This window comes from Stenotrophomonas sp. YJH_SMC_17, assembly GCF_059371655.1.
Genome location: NZ_JCAFUU010000001.1, coordinates 564,052 through 582,034, shown reverse-complemented (window position 1 = coordinate 582,034; position 17,983 = coordinate 564,052). Strand labels below are relative to the sequence as shown.

Annotated in this window: 15 protein-coding genes; 6 read left to right on the top strand and 9 right to left on the bottom strand. The window is 67.7% G+C overall.

The genetic code is table 11. The features are described 5' to 3' along the window. Nucleotides 1–93: 93 nt before the first annotated feature. The 8 genes from AC5P8Z_RS02780 to AC5P8Z_RS02745 form a co-directional block, all read right to left on the bottom strand. Nucleotides 94–1,632 (bottom strand): sensor domain-containing diguanylate cyclase, encoded by a 1,539-nt coding sequence (locus tag AC5P8Z_RS02780; RefSeq protein ID WP_286071431.1) that lies wholly within the window; start codon nucleotides 1,630–1,632, stop codon nucleotides 94–96. Between the two features lie 275 nt (nucleotides 1,633–1,907). Next, entirely contained in the window at nucleotides 1,908–2,783 is an 876-nt protein-coding gene (gene tsf / locus AC5P8Z_RS02775) for a translation elongation factor Ts (protein ID WP_099551341.1), read from the bottom strand. A 126-nt stretch (nucleotides 2,784–2,909) separates the two neighbouring features. Beyond that, a complete protein-coding gene (gene rpsB, locus AC5P8Z_RS02770) occupies nucleotides 2,910–3,716 on the bottom strand; it encodes a 30S ribosomal protein S2 (RefSeq protein ID WP_005408748.1) in 807 nt (268 codons plus the stop codon). Between the two features lie 218 nt (nucleotides 3,717–3,934). Next, nucleotides 3,935–4,633 (bottom strand): fimbrial biogenesis chaperone, encoded by a 699-nt coding sequence (locus AC5P8Z_RS02765; RefSeq protein WP_286071432.1) that lies wholly within the window; start codon nucleotides 4,631–4,633, stop codon nucleotides 3,935–3,937. Nucleotides 4,634–5,051: 418 nt separating this feature from the next. After that, nucleotides 5,052–6,089 carry a Csu type fimbrial protein gene (locus AC5P8Z_RS02760; protein ID WP_495228015.1) on the bottom strand — a complete coding sequence of 346 codons (1,038 nt, stop codon included), beginning with the start codon at nucleotides 6,087–6,089 and terminating at the stop codon, nucleotides 5,052–5,054. Beyond that, nucleotides 6,086–8,464: a fimbria/pilus outer membrane usher protein gene (locus AC5P8Z_RS02755; RefSeq protein WP_495228014.1), complete on the bottom strand. Its 2,379-nt coding sequence runs from the start codon at nucleotides 8,462–8,464 to the stop codon at nucleotides 6,086–6,088. Before AC5P8Z_RS02755 ends, AC5P8Z_RS02760 begins: the two co-directional genes overlap by 4 nt. Before the next feature lie 7 nt (nucleotides 8,465–8,471). Beyond that, nucleotides 8,472–9,221: a fimbrial biogenesis chaperone gene (locus tag AC5P8Z_RS02750; protein WP_495228012.1), complete on the bottom strand. Its 750-nt coding sequence runs from the start codon at nucleotides 9,219–9,221 to the stop codon at nucleotides 8,472–8,474. Beyond that, nucleotides 9,221–9,751: a Csu type fimbrial protein gene (locus AC5P8Z_RS02745; protein WP_286071436.1), complete on the bottom strand. Its 531-nt coding sequence runs from the start codon at nucleotides 9,749–9,751 to the stop codon at nucleotides 9,221–9,223. Before AC5P8Z_RS02745 ends, AC5P8Z_RS02750 begins: the two co-directional genes overlap by 1 nt. 174 nt (nucleotides 9,752–9,925) lie before the next feature. On the opposite strand from AC5P8Z_RS02745, the gene map reads away from it, so the two are divergent. Genes map through dapE form a run of 6 tightly spaced genes read left to right on the top strand, consistent with a single transcriptional unit; the run spans nucleotide 9,926 to nucleotide 16,855 of the window. After that, nucleotides 9,926–10,768 (top strand): type I methionyl aminopeptidase, encoded by an 843-nt coding sequence (map, locus tag AC5P8Z_RS02740; protein ID WP_005408754.1) that lies wholly within the window; start codon nucleotides 9,926–9,928, stop codon nucleotides 10,766–10,768. Between the two features lie 20 nt (nucleotides 10,769–10,788). Further along, nucleotides 10,789–13,398 (top strand): [protein-PII] uridylyltransferase, encoded by a 2,610-nt coding sequence (locus AC5P8Z_RS02735; protein WP_495228312.1) that lies wholly within the window; start codon nucleotides 10,789–10,791, stop codon nucleotides 13,396–13,398. Beyond that, complete coding sequence (gene dapD / locus AC5P8Z_RS02730; protein WP_295565652.1) at nucleotides 13,398–14,459, top strand: 2,3,4,5-tetrahydropyridine-2,6-dicarboxylate N-succinyltransferase; 1,062 nt, start codon at nucleotides 13,398–13,400, stop codon at nucleotides 14,457–14,459. Before AC5P8Z_RS02735 ends, dapD begins: the two co-directional genes overlap by 1 nt. 2 nt (nucleotides 14,460–14,461) lie before the next feature. Continuing rightward, nucleotides 14,462–15,328 carry a hypothetical protein gene (locus AC5P8Z_RS02725; protein WP_286071439.1) on the top strand — a complete coding sequence of 289 codons (867 nt, stop codon included), beginning with the start codon at nucleotides 14,462–14,464 and terminating at the stop codon, nucleotides 15,326–15,328. A 31-nt stretch (nucleotides 15,329–15,359) separates the two neighbouring features. Continuing rightward, nucleotides 15,360–15,731 (top strand): arsenate reductase, encoded by a 372-nt coding sequence (locus tag AC5P8Z_RS02720; protein WP_286071440.1) that lies wholly within the window; start codon nucleotides 15,360–15,362, stop codon nucleotides 15,729–15,731. After that, nucleotides 15,728–16,855, top strand: a complete 1,128-nt coding sequence (gene dapE, locus AC5P8Z_RS02715; RefSeq protein ID WP_286071441.1) for a succinyl-diaminopimelate desuccinylase — start codon at nucleotides 15,728–15,730, stop codon at nucleotides 16,853–16,855. The genes AC5P8Z_RS02720 and dapE overlap by 4 nt, the downstream gene beginning before the upstream one ends. A 134-nt stretch (nucleotides 16,856–16,989) precedes the next feature. Here dapE and AC5P8Z_RS02710 read toward each other — a convergent pair whose 3' ends face one another. Then, the gene (locus AC5P8Z_RS02710) at nucleotides 16,990–17,868 is read right to left on the bottom strand and encodes a tetratricopeptide repeat protein (RefSeq protein WP_495228009.1); all 879 of its coding nucleotides are present in this window, start codon (nucleotides 17,866–17,868) and stop codon (nucleotides 16,990–16,992) included. Between the last annotated feature and the right edge of the window lie 115 nt (nucleotides 17,869–17,983).

Genomic DNA, 17,983 nt, shown 5'->3' with positions numbered 1-17,983 from the left:
GCGATTCTACGCGCATGCGGCGTCGGGCCATAGTGTTTTGTGCACTGCGGCGCAAAATCCTGGCGTGCGCCCCGGTCAGCCGGGGCTTCCCGTTCAGCCCAGCTCGGCGCCGGCGGTCGCTGACAGCTCGTCGTGGCCGAGGGCGCCCGGGGAGCGCGCGATCACCCGGTTGCGGCCCAGGTTCTTGGAGCGGTACAGCACGTCGTCTGCGGCGCGCAGCAGGTCCTGCACGTCGGCGAAGCGTTCGTAGCCGCCCTGGGTGGCCACGCCGGCGGAGAAGGTGACGAACAGCGGGCCGCCTTCCAGTTCGGCCATCGGCGTGGCGACGATGTTGGCCAGTACCCGGCGGATCACGTCCAGCGCCACCGTTTCGCTGGTGTTGGGCAGCAGCGCGACGAACTCCTCGCCGCCGAAGCGGGCCACTGTGTCGCTGTTTCGCAGCTGGCCCTGCAGCTTGCCGGCGAAGGCGCGCAGCACCTCGTCGCCGGTCAGGTGGCCGTGGGCGTCATTGATCTTCTTGAAATCGTCCAGGTCGATGAACGCCACCGACAGCGGCCAGCCCTGGCGGCCGGCGCGCAGGAATTCCTGTTCCAGCACGGCCTCCAGCTGGCGGCGGTTGAGTACGCCGGTGAGGGCATCACGATGGGCCTGGTCGGCCAGGCGCTTGGCCCGGGCTTCGAATTCGTCGGCGCGGCGACGCGCCTGGTCGGCATCCTGCAGCTCGCGCAGGTTGCGCAGGGTCGCCAGCTCCTGCGCGTGGTCGATCAGCTCGCGCACGCGCAACGGCGAGTTCAGGCCGGCCTCGAACAGGCTGGCGATATCCGGCAGCGCCTCGCTGATGCGGGCCAGGACCTGGTCGAAACGGGCGCTGTCGAGCTCCAGTCGGTCATGCACCTGCTGCAGGGCGCGCTCGCGGGCAGCATCGGCGTCGTCGTCCAGCCAGATGTCGGCCACTGCGCCGGACAGCTGCACGCAAGCCTGGAAGGGCGATTCGGCAGCGTCGTCATCCTCGCTGTGGCTGATGCTTTCCACCAGGTAGCGCGGCAGGCCCCACTGCTCGGCCACCCATGCGCCCACCTCGGCGTGGCTGCAGCCCAGTTCGTCGCGCTCGCGCGCGACCAGGTCGATGTTGTCGCGCGCTTCGCGCAACAGCGGCAGGTAGCGCTCCGATTCGGCCTGGGCCAGGCACAGCACGCCCAGATCCTGCAGCAGGCCGGCCAGCATCAGTTCTTCCAGCCGGCGCAGGCCGCGGGCCTGGCCCAGCTGGCTGGCGGCCAGGGCGCTGAGAATGCTGCGCTTCCAGGCGCGTTGGCGCAGGTCATGGCCAGCGCCGCTGTTGCCGGTCAGGCCGTCGGTGACGGTGAAGCCAAGGGCCAGGCTGATGGTGGCATTCAGGCCCAGCATGGTCAGTGCCTGGCCGAGGTTTTCGATCCGGCGACGGCTGGCGTACAGCGGCGAATTGGCGATGCGCAGCATGCGAGCACTCAGCGCCATGTCGATGGCGATGATGTCGGCGGCGGTGGCGATGTCCGCTTCCGGGTCCTGTGCCAGTTCGATGATGCGCAGGGCAATACCGGGTGGCGAAGGCAGGTTGCGGCAGAGCGCCAGGGCAGCTGTCAGCTCGGGAGGCATGTCGGGTCGTTCAATTCCATTGGGTCAAGAATACCTAGGAATGCATCACAGTCCGCGATTTTCGTTCCTGCTAAATGACTGTTGATTCCCTGTGCCGAGTATCGGCTTGATTCGCGCGCAACGCAAAGGTGCAGGTGTGCGCACCAGCGGTGCGCACCCACAGAAGGCGGGGGCGCCTAAAGCTGGAGCACGGACCTCCCATTCCACCGGGCACAAAAAAAGAGCCGCGGTTTCCCGCGGCTCCTTCTTGTCGTTTCACAGCCGGAAGGCTGTAATCAGACCTGCATCGCCTTGGCAACTTCGGCGGCGTAGTCTTCCACCACCTTCTCGATGCCTTCGCCGACGATCAGCAGCTGGAAGCCAGCCACGTCGGCGCCAGCGGCCTTGACCACCTGCTCGACGGTGGTGTCGCCCAGTACGTAGGTCTGGCCGTACAGGGTCACGTCGCTGACGATCTTGTTGATCTTGCCGCTGATGATCTTTTCCAGGATCTCGGCCGGCTTGGCCTTGTCCTTTTCGGACATCTTGGCCAGCTCGATTTCCTTTTCCTTCTCGACGAACTCGGCCGGGACGTCCGCAGCCTTGTTGTGCGGCGGCTTCAGAGCAGCCACGTGCATCGCCAGGCCGCGGGCCAGCTCGACGTCGCCGCCGACCAGGTCGACCAGCACGCCAACCTTGCCGTTGGTGTGGACGTAAGCGCCGATGGTGTTGTTGCCGTCAACCTTCACCATGCGACGGATCTGGATGTTCTCACCCAGGGTCTGCACGGCGGTGGCGCGGGCTTCTTCAACGGTGCGGCCATCGGCCAGCTTGGCAGCCTTCACGGCTTCGACGTCGCTGGCGCCCGAGGCCAGGGCGGCAGCGGCGACGGCGTTGACGAAGGACTTGAAGTTGTCGTCGTTGGCGACGAAGTCGGTTTCCGAGTTGACTTCGACCAGCACGGCCTTGCCGCCGTCCTGGGCCAGGCCCAGACGGCCTTCGGCGGCCACGCGGTCAGCCTTCTTGTCGGCCTTGGCGGCGCCGGACTTGCGCATGGCTTCGGCAGCAGCGTCGATGTCGCCGTTGGCTTCGGTGAGCGCCTTCTTGCATTCCATCATGCCGGCGCCGGTGCGCTCGCGCAGTTCCTTGACCAGGGAAGCAGTGATTTCCACGGGATTACCTCACGAAAGAAAGGGGTAGGGCCGGCATGGTGGCCGGCCCGTGTGACACAGTCCTGGCACGCGCCAAGGGCTGCGTGCAGGGAGGGTGGACGCCGGGCGTCCACCCCGGGGCCTGGATCAGGCCTGGGCGTCGTCGCCCTTCTTGGCAGCCTTCTTGGCCGGAGCGCGGCGGGCCGGCTTCTCTTCGCCTTCGGCAGCGGCTTCAGCGAACTCTTCTTCGCGCACCGAAGCGGCGTGCGGAGCAGCAGCCTTGCCTTCCAGCACGGCGTCGGCAGCGGCGCGGGCGTACAGCTGCACAGCGCGGATGGCGTCGTCGTTGCCCGGGATTGCGTAATCAACCAGTTCCGGGTTGTAGTTGGTGTCGACCACGGCGATGACCGGGATGCCCAGCTTCTTGGCTTCCTTGATCGCGATGTCTTCGTGGCCGATGTCGATCACGAAGATGGCGTCCGGCAGGCGGTTCATGTCCTTGATGCCGCCCAGCGAGGCTTCCAGCTTGTCGCGCTCGCGACGCAGGCCCAGCACTTCGTGCTTGACCAGCTTCTCGAAGGTGCCGTCGGTTTCACCGGCTTCCAGTTCCTTCAGGCGGGCAACCGACTGCTTGACGGTACGGAAGTTGGTCAGGGTGCCGCCCAGCCAACGCTGGTTCATGAACGGCATGCCGCAACGCTCGGCTTCTTCCTTGATGGTTTCGCGGGCGCTGCGCTTGGTGCCCAGGAACAGGACGGTGCCGCGCTTCTGGGCCACCGACGAGATGAAGTTCATCGCGTCGTTGAACAGCGGGACGGTCTTTTCCAGGTTGATGATGTGGATCTTGCCGCGGGCGCCGAAGATGTACGGAGCCATCTTGGGGTTCCAGTAGCGGGTCTGGTGGCCGAAGTGGACGCCGGCTTCCAGCATCTGACGCATGGTGACCTGGGGCATTGCAATACTCCTGATATGGAACCAGCGATTCCGCCCGCGGGATTGGGTGTGCGGGCGCTTGGAAGCGCGATCGGTTCCGGGGTTGGGCTTCCCTGTTGCCTCCGTGGCCGAACTCCTTGCGGAGCACCCCGGCACGGATGGGGGCAGCAGGTGTGGATTCACCGGTGACGTCCGGTGTGGACGGGTTCCCGCGCACGCTTGCGCAGGAATCCGGTCGATTATAGCCGGCTCGGCGCACTGGCTGCAATGGCGGGGTCCGGCGTGGTCAGGTCGACCTCGCGGCCATCCTGCAGATGGGCGTGGAAACGCCCGCCATGGTAGCTGTCCGGCGGGGCCGGCAGCACCCAGCGGCGCTCGCGGCCGGCCAGCAGATAACCGGCCAGGCCCGGGAGCAGCAGGGTGCGCTGGCCATCGCCGGCAACGAACACCAGGTCGTGCAGGCGGGCGTGCAGCGGCCCGGCATTGCTCAATCGCAGGTAGGGCTGCGACGCGTCGGCGTCGATCCGAGCCTGTACGCGCGGCTGTGCCTGCGGCGCGGCCTGGCCGCGGAACAGCGGCAGCGAGTAGCGTGGCAGGCCAGCCTGGCGGGGCTCCAGCACGATCCGATAGGCCTGTTCGCCGGAGACGGGTCCGGGCCGGCCGGGTAGCAGCCAGATCCGCTGGCGGATACCGGGCGGGATGTCGAGCTGGGTGGGGCTGGCGAGGACCTGGTCGGTGGGGCGCAGCACTTCGGCGTCGATCCGCTGTTCCCACGCCAGGATCTGCACCCGACCCTGCCAGCGGCCGGGACCGGGGTTGTAGAGCCACAATTCGCCCTGGCCACCTTCGGCGGGCAGTTGCAGTGTGGTCGGCAACAGGTCCAGTGCTGCGGCAGGGAACGCCAGCAGCATCGCCAGCAGGGTTGGAAGTGACCGCATCAGTAGATGACGGTCACTGTGGACGTCGGGTCTTCGTCGTCGGCGGGAGGCGCGAGTTCGCGGACCTGTGGAGGCAGTTGCGGTGCGTCGCTGCGCTGGTGGGGGGCGGGGCAGTGGGTGCTGCCGGGGGCATCGCTGCATGCTTCCACTACGGTCAGCCGGATCTGCAGCGGTGTGGGACTGGGTTCAGCCCATGCGGGCGTGCTGGCGACCAGCATCGCCCCGATAAGAAGTGCGCGAACCACCAGCCAACCACCCTGCGTCAGGACTCGCTGCGCGGTATCGGCTGGAACGGCAGGAACTGTAGCGTCGACTGTCAGTCGACTGGTCCCGGCGCAGGCGTGAAGCGCGCGACCACGCATGGCGTGGATCTACCGCCCCCGCCGTGGTGCGTGCCGGCCGTTGGTCGGCACGCAGGTCAGTAAGTGATCGTCACCTGCACCACGTCGTTGTAGGTACCGGCCGGCGGTTGGCCGGTAACCGGCGGCACGCGTCCGTAGATCGTCAGCTGCTGCGCGCTGCCGGTGCCGGTACCGCTGGCGGTATCCACGGTCAGCGTGTTGCCCCAGCGCTGGGTACGCGTGGAATCGCGGTACAGCTCGTAGGTGAGGTAATAGGTGCTGCCGCCGATGGTGGTGGCCATGCGCCGCGTGCTGGTGGCGGTGGGGTTGTTCTGGCCGTTGTTGAGGCTGACCTGGTAGGCGGTGTTCTTCAGGCAGGTCAGGGTCAACGTCGCGGTCTGGTCGATGTTGGTGGGGATGCCGCCGGTGACGTTGCCGAAGGTCATGGGGGTGGTGACATAGCTGCCGCACTGCGGCAATACGTTGGCGGTAGCAGTGAAGCTGAAGGCGGCACTGGCGCTGTTGGTGCCGGTGCCGCCGCCGTCGCAGGTGGCCGGCACGGTAGCGGTGCCGAGCAGTACTTCGTTCCAGGCCCAGGTCAGCACCACGTTCGCGCCACTGAAGGTGCTGCTGTAAGCGCCGGAGGCCAGCACCTGGTTGGCCGGAATCTGCGCGAACAGCTGGGTGGCCTGCGTGCCGCTGCCGCCGGTCAGGGGCACGTTGTAGGTCAAGGTCAACTCCTGCGCCGGCGGCAAGCCGCGCGGGCTCAACCCCGTCACTTGGCTGAAGTTGGAGGTGTTGTAAAGCTGGAAGTTCATGCTGTCGCTGGTGCTGGTCTTCATCGTCCGCCAGGTGGAGCTGCTGCCGCCGCCGCTGCCGGCGCCGATGCCCACGCAGACCCGAACGCCGGTAGTGGCCAGCACGCTCAGCGCGGCCGTGGTGCAGCTCACCGTGATGTTGAGCGTGCCGGTGCTTGCACCGGGGGCATTGCTGTTGACGTTGCCAAACGGCAGCGTCGGGTCGGCAACGGCGGTGCACACCGCGACGGCACGTGCTGGTGCCGCCGCCGCCAGCAGGCAGGCGATCAACAGCAACCCAAGCAGCAGCACCTTCATGGCGCCACCTCCGGAATACACTGCAGTGTTGCCGGTTTCGGTCGTGCACCGGCGGCCACCACCTTGGGCAGGTCCGGCACTTTCACCCGGCACTGGCCGCGGCTGGTGGTGATGTACAGGACGCTGCCGGCGGCGACGTCTTCCAGGTACAGCAGGCCGTCATAGCCCACCAGCACCTGGCGACCGTCCGGCAGCTGCACCTCGCTGCCGACCTCCAGCGGTTGCCCGTCCATGCCCTGCAGGGTCAAGCTCAGCGAGGGCCGCGAGCGCAGTTCGAAGGTCACCCGCGTGCCGGCGCGCTGGCGTGGGGTCACCCAGTCTTCGATGCGGTCGGCGCGCATGTCCTCGGGCAGGTCCAGGGTGTCGATCGAGACCCGGTTGCGCTGCCAGGACAGCAGCGGGCTGACCAGGAGCAGGCCGCGGTCGTCGGTCACGCCGATCAGCCGGTTCTCCAGCCGTACCGGCACGCCGCCGACGCCATTGGTGCTGATCACCGCGAATGCGTCGGAGACCTCGCGGGTGGCGAAGGCATGCCCGCCCATCCACACCAGGCTGCCACTGGCACTGGCGTAGGCATAGTTCAGGCCGCCCTGGCGCGAGGCGCCGAAGGAGTAGCGACCGACGTCACTGAGGACGCCGACTTCGGCCAGGCCGCCATTGCCATCCTCGCCATGGCGGACCTGCGCGCGCCAACCGACACCACCGGCGCTGCCGTCGCCGGGCACCGGCTGGGTCACATCAGCCACCCAGCTCTGGCTGTCGCCATTGCGTTGGCTGGACAGGCTGGCCTGGCGGTTGTTTCCCAGGCTGGCGGTGACCGACAGGTAGATGCTGCGATCATCGCTCTTGTCCAGGTTCTGGTTCACCGACAGATAGGCCGACCAGCGCTGGCTCCAGGTGCGCGACCAGAACAGGCTGGCGTAGCGGTTGTCCTCGCCATCGGGATAGCGCAGGCGCAGGTAGCTGGCACTGAGCGTGCCCAGCCGCAGCAGATCGGCGCCGACCGTGGCCTGTTCGCTGATGCTCGGAGGCAGGTTGCCCTGCAGTGCGCCCAGGTCGCGGTAATCGCCATGGCTGCGCACGCTGCGCAGGTTGAAGTTGAGTCGGCGGTTGTTCCAGCTGTAGCCCAGTGCCCATTGCCCGCCCTGCAGGCCGTGATGGTCGCTGTGTGCATAGGCGGCATTGAACACGCCCGCACCACCGAGCAGCCACCAGCCGCCGATGCCGGCCTGGGCCAGGCCCCCACCGCCTTCGGCATGCGCTTCACCGGTAAAGGTGTCGCTGACGCCGCCGCGCCAGCTGCCACTGGCCACGGTGCGATCGTCGTAGGCGAACGAGCGCTGGCCGAAATCCTCACGCAGGCGGCCAATGCCGACCGACCAGTCCGACAGGCCCTTGGCCAGCAGCTGCTGGGTGCCATAGAAACTGAAATCCAGCGTCTGCATGCGCCCGAACGCATCGGTCACCACCACCTGTGCACTGCCGGTGCCGCTGATGCCGGGTTGTGCCGCCAGCTGGAACGGGCCGACCGGCACCTGGCCGCTGTACTGGCGCAGGCCATCGACGTACAGCTCAACGGTGGACGGCACCACCGCCTGGCCGAGGAAGCTGGGCGTAGGGGTCAATACGCGGTAAGGCTGCAGGCCGTAGTTGCGGCCGATCTGCAGGCCACCCATTCGCACGGGCCGGGTCCAGTCGACGAAACCGCTGTAGAAATCGCCCACGTCCAGGGTCATCGCCCGGTCGGGGAAATCCAGGCTCCAGCGGGTGTCCAGGCGCACGCTCTCGCCACGCCAGCGGCGGTCACCCGGTTGCTGGTAGCGGCGGCTGATCGCGGTGTTTTCGACGGTGCCGTTGCCGATCCCGAACAGGCGCAGTTCCGAGCTGAAGTTGAGGTTGCCGAGCGTGTCCACCCGGCTGCCATACACATCGTAGTTGAGCAGCAGGCCGGACGAGGCGCTGCCAGCCGGCGCGCGGGTCGGCGGTTGGCTCAGCACGGTGGTCGGCAGAGTCAGCTGGTCCAGCGGCACGTCCAGCGCCAGGGTCTGCATATGCGCGTCGTAGCGCACAACGGCCCCGCTGATCTGGTCCAGATACACCAGCGCTTCGCCGCGGGCGCTGAAGCCGAGCTGGCGCAGCACGTCCGGACTGGCCTGCAGCCGGCCACGGTTTTCGGTGAACGGCAGCAGGCCGCGCGGCGTGCTGTTGAGCGAGACGTCCAGGTACAGCGTCTGGCTGGCGGTCAGGGGCGTGGGGGGGGGCAGGATCGCATCGGCCGACACCCCGGAGACATCTGCAGCCCCGGCAGCGGCCATGCCGGACACCTCGGCGGCCTCGGTCGCCGCAGGAGCCAGGGCAGCCCACAGCGCGCCCATCAACGCCTCAGCGAGCCGGTGGTGGCGACAGCGGCGTCTGTTCCGACTCGCCATTGAGCTTGGCCGTGATCTGGTCGTTGTCGCGGTCGATGGCCGTGCGCTTGATCGGCCAGCGCATCACCTGCCCGGGCAGTACATATCCCAGCAGGCCGGGGTGCACGATGCGTGGACGCTGGGCGCTGCCCAGGGCGAGATCGGCAATCTGCGCGTAGCTGTTGCCGGTGTTGGCCACCTCCACGCCGTTGCGGCCATCCTCCAGCCGGACCAGGCTGGCGTGCAGGCGCGGCGCCAGCTTGCCGCCCAAGGGTTGCACGAACACCGGAATCGAATAGCGCAGCACGAACTGCATGCCGTTGGCACGGGTCGCCAGATCCGGCACTTCGTCGACGATCAGCCGGTAGTACTGCTGTGTGGCAGGCGGTTCATGGTTCGGTCGCATCACGCGTACCAGTTGTTGCTGGCCGGCGGCCAGTTCCTGCATCGGCGGGGTGGCCAGCAGTTCATCGGTGGGCAGCAGCTGCTCCTGGCCCTCCTGCTGCACCCAGCGGAACACCCGCACCTGCAGGCGGACCGGCGACGTACCACTGTTGGTCAGCCACAGTTCGCCGGCGCGCTGGCGGGCCTCCAGCTGGAGGCTGGTGGGGGCGACCTGGAGGCTGGTGGCACCGGCAGCGGCGGCGGCCAGCAGGCAGAGGGCGAGCAGCGCCACGCCGGTGGCGCGCCACGGGCGGGGTCCGGCCATGCGGGCGTGCTCCATCAATACGTGATCGTGGCGGTGACCGTATCCAGGTAGTTACCGGTGGCCGGGTTGTTGGTGCTCAGGTTCAGGATCTGGCCGTAGACGATGTAGGGCACGGCCAGGCCTGTGCCGATACCAGCCTGGGTGTTGGTGCCTGAGGTGGCCCCCCAGACCAGGGTGTGTGCGGCGTCCTGGTAGAGCTGGTAGCCGACGTAGTTGTTGGCGGTCACCGCGGCATTGGTGTTCTTCATGCGGCGGGTGGTGACGTCGTTGGCGGTGCTGGCGTTGGCGCCCGCGTTCAGTGAAATGGTGTACGGGGTCAGCGCCGAGCACTGGGCGGTCACCGTGCCCTGGCCCAGGGTGGGGGTCGCGGTGGTCGAGGCCGCCGTGCCGAAGTCGACGTTGGTGGCGGCCGCTGCGGTGATCGTGCAGGCCTTGGTGACCACCAGAGTGACGTTGAAGGTGGTGGTGTCGGCGGCCAGCGCGGGGCCGGCCAGCAACAGCCCGGCCAAGGACCAGGCGAGCGGTGAGCGGAGCGTGGATCGCATGGACAACCTCCCTGACCCGAAGGTCTGTTGAACAACGCGAAGGCGGCACGTTCGGGGCCGCTTTTGACGACGGTCGGCGCCAGCTTGTGCGGCTAAGTGTCTGTAATCCGTGATAAATAGGCAGGCGAAAGGGGGGAGGTCGTCACGCTTTGGCGTTCCTTGCCGGAACCGTGCATGCCCCGGATCGCCAGTTGGGTGGCGTTCGTTCAGATTGCAGCCGGATCGGCGATAATGGGCGCCATGAGCGTGAATCTGAAAACCCCGCAGGAAATCGAGATGATGCGCATCGCCGGCCGCCTGGCCAGCGAAGTGCTCGACATCGTCACCCCCCACGTCAAGCCCGGTGTCACCACCGAGGAGCTGGACCGCATCTGCCACGACCACATCGTGAACGTGCAGGGCGCGATTCCGGCCAACGTCGGCTACCGCGGCTTCCCCAAGACCGTGTGTACTTCGGTCAACAACGTCATCTGCCACGGCATCCCCAGCGAAGGGAAGGTGCTCAAGGATGGCGACATCATCAATATCGACGTCACCGTCATCAAGGACGGCTGGCACGGCGACACCAGCCGCATGTACTTCGTCGGCACGCCGTCGGTGATGGCCCGCCGCCTGGTGGAAACCACGTACGAAGCCATGTGGCGCGGCATCCGTGCGGTGCGTCCGGGCGCCACCCTGGGCGACATCGGCCATGCCATCCAGAGCTACGCCGAAGGCGAGCGTTTCAGCGTGGTGCGCGAGTACTGCGGCCACGGCATCGGCAAGGTCTACCACGACGAGCCGCAGGTGGTGCATTACGGCCGCCCGGGCCAGGGCCTGGTGCTGCAGCCGGGCATGACCTTCACCATCGAGCCGATGATCAACGAGGGCACCCGGTACAACAAGGTGCTGCCGGATGGCTGGACCGTGGTGACCAAGGACCGCAAGCTGTCGGCGCAGTGGGAGCACATGATCGCGGTCACCGAGACCGGCGTCGACGTGCTGACGCTGTCGCCGGGCGAGTCGCAGGTCTCCTGAGGATGTTGCCGGCGAGTTCGCTGCTGGACACGCCGGCCGCGTCGCTCAACGACCCGGACTGGGCTGCTGCCGCGCGCCAGGCGCTGCAGCAGGCCGACGCGCGCCTGTACCGTCGCTTCGACCAGGGCGACAACATCGAGCGCCTGCTGGCGCTGCGCGCGCGTGCCGCCGACCATCTGATCCGCCTGGCCTGGCAGCGCTGCCTGCCGGCCGACAGCGGCCTGTCGCTGTTTGCGGTGGGCGGCTATGGGCGCGGTGAACTGTTCCCGCGCTCGGACATCGACCTGCTGGTGTTCGGCGACCCGCCGGCACAGTTGGCGCACGAAGCGGCATTGGCGCGCCTCTTCGCGCTGCTGTGGGACTGCGGGCTTGCGGTCAGCCATGCGGTGCGCAGTGCTGCGCAGTGCCGCGAGGCCGCCGCCGACCAGACCGTGCTGACCGCGCTGATCGAAGCGCGCCCGATCCTGTCCGATGACGCTGCCCGCCGTGCGCTGCGCGAGGCCATCGACGACCGTGAGCTGTGGCCGGCACGCACCTTTTTCCTTGCCAAGCTGGAAGAGCTGCGCAACCGCCACCAGCGTTTCGGCGACACCGCCGACAACCTGGAACCGGATCTGAAGGATGGCCCCGGTGGCCTGCGCGATCTCAATACGCTGGGCTGGATGGCGCTGCGCGCGTTCGGTGTACGCGACCTGGAAGCGCTGGTCGGGCTGGGCCATCTCGGTGCCGACGAAGCCGCCGCGTTGAAGCGCGAACGTGCAGTGCTGGCGCGGCTGCGCTTCGGCCTGCACCTGGTGGCGCGACGCCCCGAAGAACGGTTGCGCTTCGATTACCAGAAGACCCTGGCCGCGCGCCTGGGCTTCGAAGACGATGCCGAGAATCTCGGTGTCGAGAAAATGATGCAGGGCTTCTACCGCGCCGCGCTGGTGGTGCGTCGGATCAGTGACCGCCTGCTGCAGCGCTTCGAGGAACAGTTCGATGGCGAGGCGCAGCCGGAACCGCTGACCGTGGGTTTTTCCCTGCGACGCGGCTATCTGGCGGCCAATGATGCCGACTGGCCGCGCGGTGATATCGGCCAGGTGTTCGCGCTGTTCTCCAGCTGGGCCAACAATCCGCAGGTACGCGGGCTGCATTCGCTGACCGCGCGCGCGCTGGCCGAATCGCTGCCGCTGCTGCCGGCCTACGAACAGGCCGACGCCGACGCGCGCGAGCAGTTCCTGGCCTTGCTGCGTGGTCAGCGCCCGGTCGATACGCTTTCGCGCATGGCGCGGCTGGGCGTGCTCGGTCAGTGGATTCCGGCATTCGCCCAGGTCAGCGGGCGCATGCAGTTCGACCTGTTCCATGTCTATACCGTCGACCAGCACACGCTGATGGTCCTGCGCAATATCGGCCTGTTCGCCAGCAGCCGTGCCGATGAGCGCTTCTCGATCGCGCATGAAGTGTGGCCGCGCCTGCGCAAGCCCGAGCTGCTGCTGCTGGCGGGCCTGTTCCATGACATTGCCAAGGGCCGCGGAGGTGACCATTCCGAACTGGGCGCGGTGGACGCGCGCGCGTTCTGCCAGGCGCATGCGCTGAGTACGTCCGACACCGAACTGGTGGCGTGGCTGGTCGAACAGCACCTGCGCATGTCGGTGACCGCGCAGAAGCAGGACATTGCGGACCCGGTGGTGATCCATCGCTTCGCCACCCTGGTCGGCAGTCGCGACCGCCTGGACTACCTGTACCTGCTGACCTGCGCCGACATCGCCGGCACCAGCCCGAAGCTGTGGAACGCGTGGAAGGACCGCCTGCTGGCCGACCTGTATTTCGCGACCCGGCGCGCGCTGCGTGAAGGCCTTGAGCACCCGGTGCCGGCCGCCGAGCGCGTGGCCGAGGCGCGTGACAGCGTGCGTGCGCTGGTGCGCGAGCAGGGGTACGACGATGCCACCATCGACCGCCAGTTCGCCGTGATGCCCGATGAAGGCTTCATCCGCCTGCGCCCGGAACAGCTGGCCTGGCAGGCCGCTGCGCTGGTGCCGGTGAAGCAGGGCCAGGCGCTGGTGAAGGTGCGCCGCATCAGTGTCGACGATCCGGCACTGGAGGTGTTCGTGCATTCGCCGGACCGCGACGGCCTGTTCGCCGCCATCGTGATGACCCTGGACCGCAAGGGCTACGGCATTCATCGCGCGCGCGTGCTGGATGGTCCGGCCGACACCATTTTCGATACCTTCGAAGTGAACCCGGCCGACAGCTTCGCCGATGGCAGCAGCGCCAACCTGGAGGCCGCGCTGCGCGAGGCACTCAGCGGTGACCTGGCGCGCCTGCGCCCGTCGCGTCGGGTGGTGCCACGCCAGCTGCGCCATTTCCGTTTCGCCCCCCGCATCGAGTTCCGCGATGAACCGGGCGCAACCCGATTTGCCCTGGTCGCACCCGACCGCCCCGGCCTGCTGGCCGACGTGGCGTTCGTGCTGCGCAACCAGGGCCTGCGCGTGCATGATGCGCGCATTGCCACGTTCGGCGAACGCGCCGAAGACACCTTCGTGATCAGTGACGAACACGACCTCCCCCTGACTGAACCTGCCCGGCAGCAGCTGCATGACGCGATGCTGGCCTGCCTGGACCCTGATCGAAACGCCGGAGACCCCGCCTGATGGCCACCAAGCCCGTGAAGAAGACTGCTGCCACCGCCAAGAGCGCAGCGGCCAGGAAAACTGCCGCCGTGCCGGCCGCGAAGAAGGCGGCTGCGCCGAAGAAAGCCGCAGCGGTGAAGGCCCCGGCGAAGAAGGGGGCGGCGCCGAAGAAGGCCCCGGCCAAGAGTGCAGACGCCGCACGCGCCGAAACCATCGCCCGCAAGTCGCTGCGCAAGCCGGCCGCGCCGGGCGTGGAAGAACTTAAGTTCGGCATCGAAAGTGCTTTCGAGCGCCGCGCCACGCTGACCCTGCACGAACTGGAAGGCTCGACCAAACCGCTGGTCAACCGTGTGATCGATGGCCTGGAAAGCGGCGAATTCCGCGTTGCCGAACCGGACGGCCACGGTGGCTGGAAGGTCAACGAGTGGCTGAAGAAGGCGGTGCTGCTGTACTTCCGCGTCAATGACATGGCGGTGGTCGATGCGCGCCCGGCGCCGTTCTGGGACAAGGTCGAATCGCGTTTTGCCGGTTATGACGAAGCGAAGTTCCGCCGTGGTGGCGTGCGCGTGGTGCCGGGCGCGATTGCCCGCCGCGGTACGTACTTCGGCAAGGACGTGGTGCTGATGCCGAGCTTCACCAATATCGGCGCCTATGTCGGCGAAGGCACCATGGTCGATACCTGGGCCACCGTCGGTTCCTGCGCGCAGATCGGCCAGCACTGCCACCTGTCCGGCGGCGCCGGCATTGGCGGCGTGCTGGAACCGCTGCAGGCCAGCCCGACCATCATTGAAGACCACTGCTTCATCGGCGCGCGTTCGGAAGTGGTGGAAGGCGTGGTGGTCGGCCACCACAGCGTGATCGGCATGGGCGTGTTCCTCAGCCAGAGCACCCGCATCTACAACCGCGCCACCGGCGAGATCAGCTACGGCTACATCCCGCCGTACAGCGTGGTGGTGTCCGGCTCGCTGCCGAGCAAGGACGGTACCCACTCGCTGTATTGCGCGGTGATCGTCAAGCAGGTCGATGCCAAGACCCGCAGCAAGACCAGCGTCAACGACCTGCTGCGCGGCCTGGCCGACTGAAAGTGACAGCGCCGGAGGACCTGGCGCAGTCCGCGATCTACCGGCATCCGTCCGACAACGCATTCGGGCGGATGCTGCCGCGCCTGCTGCATGCATCCCGCTGGAGCCGGCTGCGTCGCGCGCTGTCGCAGCGCTGGCCGATGCCGGCGCTGGTCAGCGATGTACGCGACGTGGTCTATGCGAGCTGGTGGGTCGATGTACGTCACGCACCGCCACCACCGCCGGGCCATCACTACGTGGTGCATGCCGGGCGCACGCCTTACACCATCCTCAGCTATCGCCACGGCCATTTCGGGCCCGCGCTGGCCGGGCCGCTGCGCGCGCTGATGCCGTCGCCGCAGCAGAGCAACTGGCGCTGGTACCTGCGCCGTGATGATGATCCGCAAGGCACGCCGAGGGTGCTGTTCGATCGCAACGTGATGGATCAGCTGGCCTTCGTGGCCGGCGCGCGTGCCTTCAGTGATGCCATGCAGCCCCATCTGTCCGCCCGCTTCGAGCATGTCCTTGACGCTGATGGCGCGGGCCACACATTGATCGAGAGCGGGCAGGGCAGTGCGCCGGCGTTGCATCTGCACTGGCAGGCTGCCGCAGGGGGGAGCGCGGCCGGGTGGTCGGCTGCCTTCGGTGACCAGGCTGCCCTGCTGCGCTTCCTGACCTGCCAGGACGAGGCCATCGCCCGCACCTGCGACCACCGCTGGGCCAGTACCCGCATTGCCCTGCCGGTGGCCGTCGACACCTTGCAGCCGCTGCGCCTGTCGGGCGAACTGCACTGCCCGCGCCTGCAGGCGATGGGCGTGGCGCTTGAATCGGGCCTGGCCTTCCGCTTGCCGAGGGTGCCGTTCCGGGTCGTGTCCGAGCGTCTGTTGTGAGATTCTGGCCGCCTGTTTTCCAGCATCACAGATGGCCATGAGCACCACTGTCTACGGTTTGAAGAACTGCGATACCTGCAAGAAGGCGACCAAGTGGCTGGACCGCTTCGGCGTGCCGTACAGCTTCGTCGACTACCGCGACAACACGCCCAGCCCGGAAACGCTGCTGGAATGGGCCGCGCAGCTGGGCGGGCTGGCGGCGATGGTCAACAAGTCCTCCACCACCTGGCGGCAGCTGCCGGACAGCCGCAAGGCGGCCGAGTCCGATGCCGAATGGAAGCTGCTGCTGCGCGAGTACCCGCAGCTGATCAAGCGCCCGCTGGTGGTCACCGCCGATGGCACGGTCAGCCAGGGCTTCAGTGACAACGGCTTCAAGGCACGCTTCGGCGTGGGCGGCGCATGAGTGCCGTTCTCGACCTGACCTGCGAGCTGATCGCACGGCCCTCGGTGACGCCCGATGATGCCGGCTGCCAGGCGCTGCTGGCCGCACGCCTGAAGCAGGCCGGGTTCCACTGCGATCACCTGCGCCTGGGCGAGGTCGACAACCTGTGGGCGACCCACGGCAGCGGGGCGCCGGTGCTGGTGCTGCTGGGCCACACCGATGTGGTGCCCACCGGCCCGCGCGAGGCCTGGACCAGCGATCCGTTCACGCCGACGATCCGAGACGGCGTGCTGTATGGCCGCGGCACTGCCGACATGAAGGGCAGCGTGGCCGCGTTCGTGGTTGCCGCAGAGCAGTTCGTTGCCGCCCATCCCGATCACGCCGGCACGCTGGCGGTGCTGCTGACCAGCGACGAGGAAGGCGACGCCATCGATGGCGTGCGCCACGTTGCACGCCTGTTCGCCGCACGCGGACAGCGCATCGACTGGTGCATCACCGGTGAGCCGTCGTCGACCGCGACGCTGGGCGACCTGCTGCGCGTGGGCCGCCGCGGGAGCCTGTCCGCCAAGCTGCGCGTGCAGGGCGTACAGGGTCATGTGGCGTACCCGGAAAAGGCGCGCAACCCGATCCACCAGGCGGCGCCGGCACTGGCCGAACTGAGTGCGCGACGCTGGGACGACGGCTACGAGAGCTTCCCGCCGACCAGCCTGCAGATCTCCAACATCCATGCCGGCACCGGTGCCAACAACGTGATCCCGGGCGAGCTGGAAGTGGATTTCAACATCCGCTACAACCCGCACTGGGACGCGCCGAAGCTGGAAGCGGAGATCACTGCACTACTGGACAGCCACGGCCTGCAGCACACGCTGAAGTGGCATCGCAGCGGCGAACCGTTCTACACGCCGGAAGGCACCCTGCGCGCCGCCGCGCGGGCAGTGCTGGCCGAGCACGTCGGCCGTGCGCCGGAAGAGAGCACCGGCGGCGGTACCTCCGATGCGCGCTTCATCGCACCGTTGGGCGCGCAGTGCATCGAAGTAGGCCCGGTCAACGCCAGCATCCACCAGGTGGACGAGAACGTGCGCGTGGATGAACTGGAAGCACTGCCCGGGCTGTACCAGCGGCTGGTGGAACGGCTGCTGGTGTGAGGACGGTGGGGTGAGAATGGTGGGTGCCGACCGTTGGTCGGCACGCCCTCCTGTAGAGCCGAGCCATGCTCGGCTGATGTCTACCGGCAGAAGCAGCCGAGCATGGCTCGGCTCTACAGAACGGCAGCCCGGCCCTATTCCGAGAAAAGGAAGAACGGCGGCTCGACCGCCTTCTGCCAATAGCTCGGCGCCGCCATGTAGAAGCGTTGCGCCTCGGCTCGGGCGAACCAGCGTGCCGCCGCCTCGGTGTCCTTCTCCACGCCCGGCGCACTGCGGCCCAGCAGCAGCCCGGCGAAGTACTGGCCGAACACATTGCCCTTTTCACCGGCGCACTGGTACAGCTGCAGCGCATGCGCCGGATCGCGCGGCAGGCCCACGCCGCGTTCCAGCAACGCGCCCAGGTCCACCTGGGCCTCGGCATCGCCACGCGCTGCTCGGCGCTGGATATGCGCAACCAGCGGATGCACGGCATCGCCCTGGGCGGCTAGCGCATCCGGCAGTCGCGAGGAACGGCTGGGATAGCGCTGGTAGATCATCGCGCGCAGGTCCCAGCGCAGTGCCTGCTGTGCGTCGCCGTGCTGGCGATAGGCAGTGGCCAGTTCATGGAAGGCGTAGGGATTGCCGTGGTTTGCCGCGGCCAGGTAGGCGCGCTCGCCGCGTCGCCACGAAGCACGCAGCACCGGTGCAGGGTCGATATGGGGGCTGTCGGCGTGCCGCAGCGTGCCGGAGGTCCAGATCCGACCCAGCGCCTCTTCCGCCTTGGTGTTGTGGAAGGTCCAGGGCGTGACCGCAGCGGCGCGCTCGTAGTACGTGACCGCGCGTGGATCGTTGAAGCGCTCGAAGGTTTCTGCGGTATCAAAGGCCCCCTTGAAGCTGCCATCGCTGCCGCGCTGTTCCAGAGCCTGCTGCTCGGACTGCGGCAGCGTGGAGGGTGGAGGCAGGGTCTGGCAGGCGGCGATGCCGAGGCAGAGCAGGGCGGCCGGTGTGGCGGTGCATCCAGTGCGGTGTTGCATTCCAGTTACACATTTCAGGGCTGGCCATTATGCGCTCCACCTGTGGTTGCCGACGCAACTGTTGCGCCGCACCGGAAACCGGGGTAGGGTCGATGCCATGTCGATCCGCCTGGCC

What these genes read in the sequence shown, in the direction of transcription:
- AC5P8Z_RS02780 (WP_286071431.1), bottom strand. Translation starts at nt 1,632, where the DNA reads ATGCCTCCCGAGCTGACAGCTGCCCTGGCGCTCTGCCGCAACCTGCCT.
- rpsB (WP_005408748.1), bottom strand. Translation starts at nt 3,716, where the DNA reads ATGCCCCAGGTCACCATGCGTCAGATGCTGGAAGCCGGCGTCCACTTC.
- AC5P8Z_RS02765 (WP_286071432.1), bottom strand. Translation starts at nt 4,633, where the DNA reads ATGCGGTCACTTCCAACCCTGCTGGCGATGCTGCTGGCGTTCCCTGCC.
- AC5P8Z_RS02760 (WP_495228015.1), bottom strand. Translation starts at nt 6,089, where the DNA reads ATGAAGGTGCTGCTGCTTGGGTTGCTGTTGATCGCCTGCCTGCTGGCG.
- AC5P8Z_RS02755 (WP_495228014.1), bottom strand. Translation starts at nt 8,464, where the DNA reads ATGGGCGCGCTGTGGGCTGCCCTGGCTCCTGCGGCGACCGAGGCCGCC.
- AC5P8Z_RS02750 (WP_495228012.1), bottom strand. Translation starts at nt 9,221, where the DNA reads ATGGAGCACGCCCGCATGGCCGGACCCCGCCCGTGGCGCGCCACCGGC.
- AC5P8Z_RS02745 (WP_286071436.1), bottom strand. Translation starts at nt 9,751, where the DNA reads ATGCGATCCACGCTCCGCTCACCGCTCGCCTGGTCCTTGGCCGGGCTG.
- map (WP_005408754.1), top strand. Translation starts at nt 9,926, where the DNA reads ATGCCCCGGATCGCCAGTTGGGTGGCGTTCGTTCAGATTGCAGCCGGA.
- dapD (WP_295565652.1), top strand. Translation starts at nt 13,398, where the DNA reads ATGGCCACCAAGCCCGTGAAGAAGACTGCTGCCACCGCCAAGAGCGCA.
- AC5P8Z_RS02720 (WP_286071440.1), top strand. Translation starts at nt 15,360, where the DNA reads ATGGCCATGAGCACCACTGTCTACGGTTTGAAGAACTGCGATACCTGC.
- dapE (WP_286071441.1), top strand. Translation starts at nt 15,728, where the DNA reads ATGAGTGCCGTTCTCGACCTGACCTGCGAGCTGATCGCACGGCCCTCG.
- AC5P8Z_RS02710 (WP_495228009.1), bottom strand. Translation starts at nt 17,868, where the DNA reads ATGCAACACCGCACTGGATGCACCGCCACACCGGCCGCCCTGCTCTGC.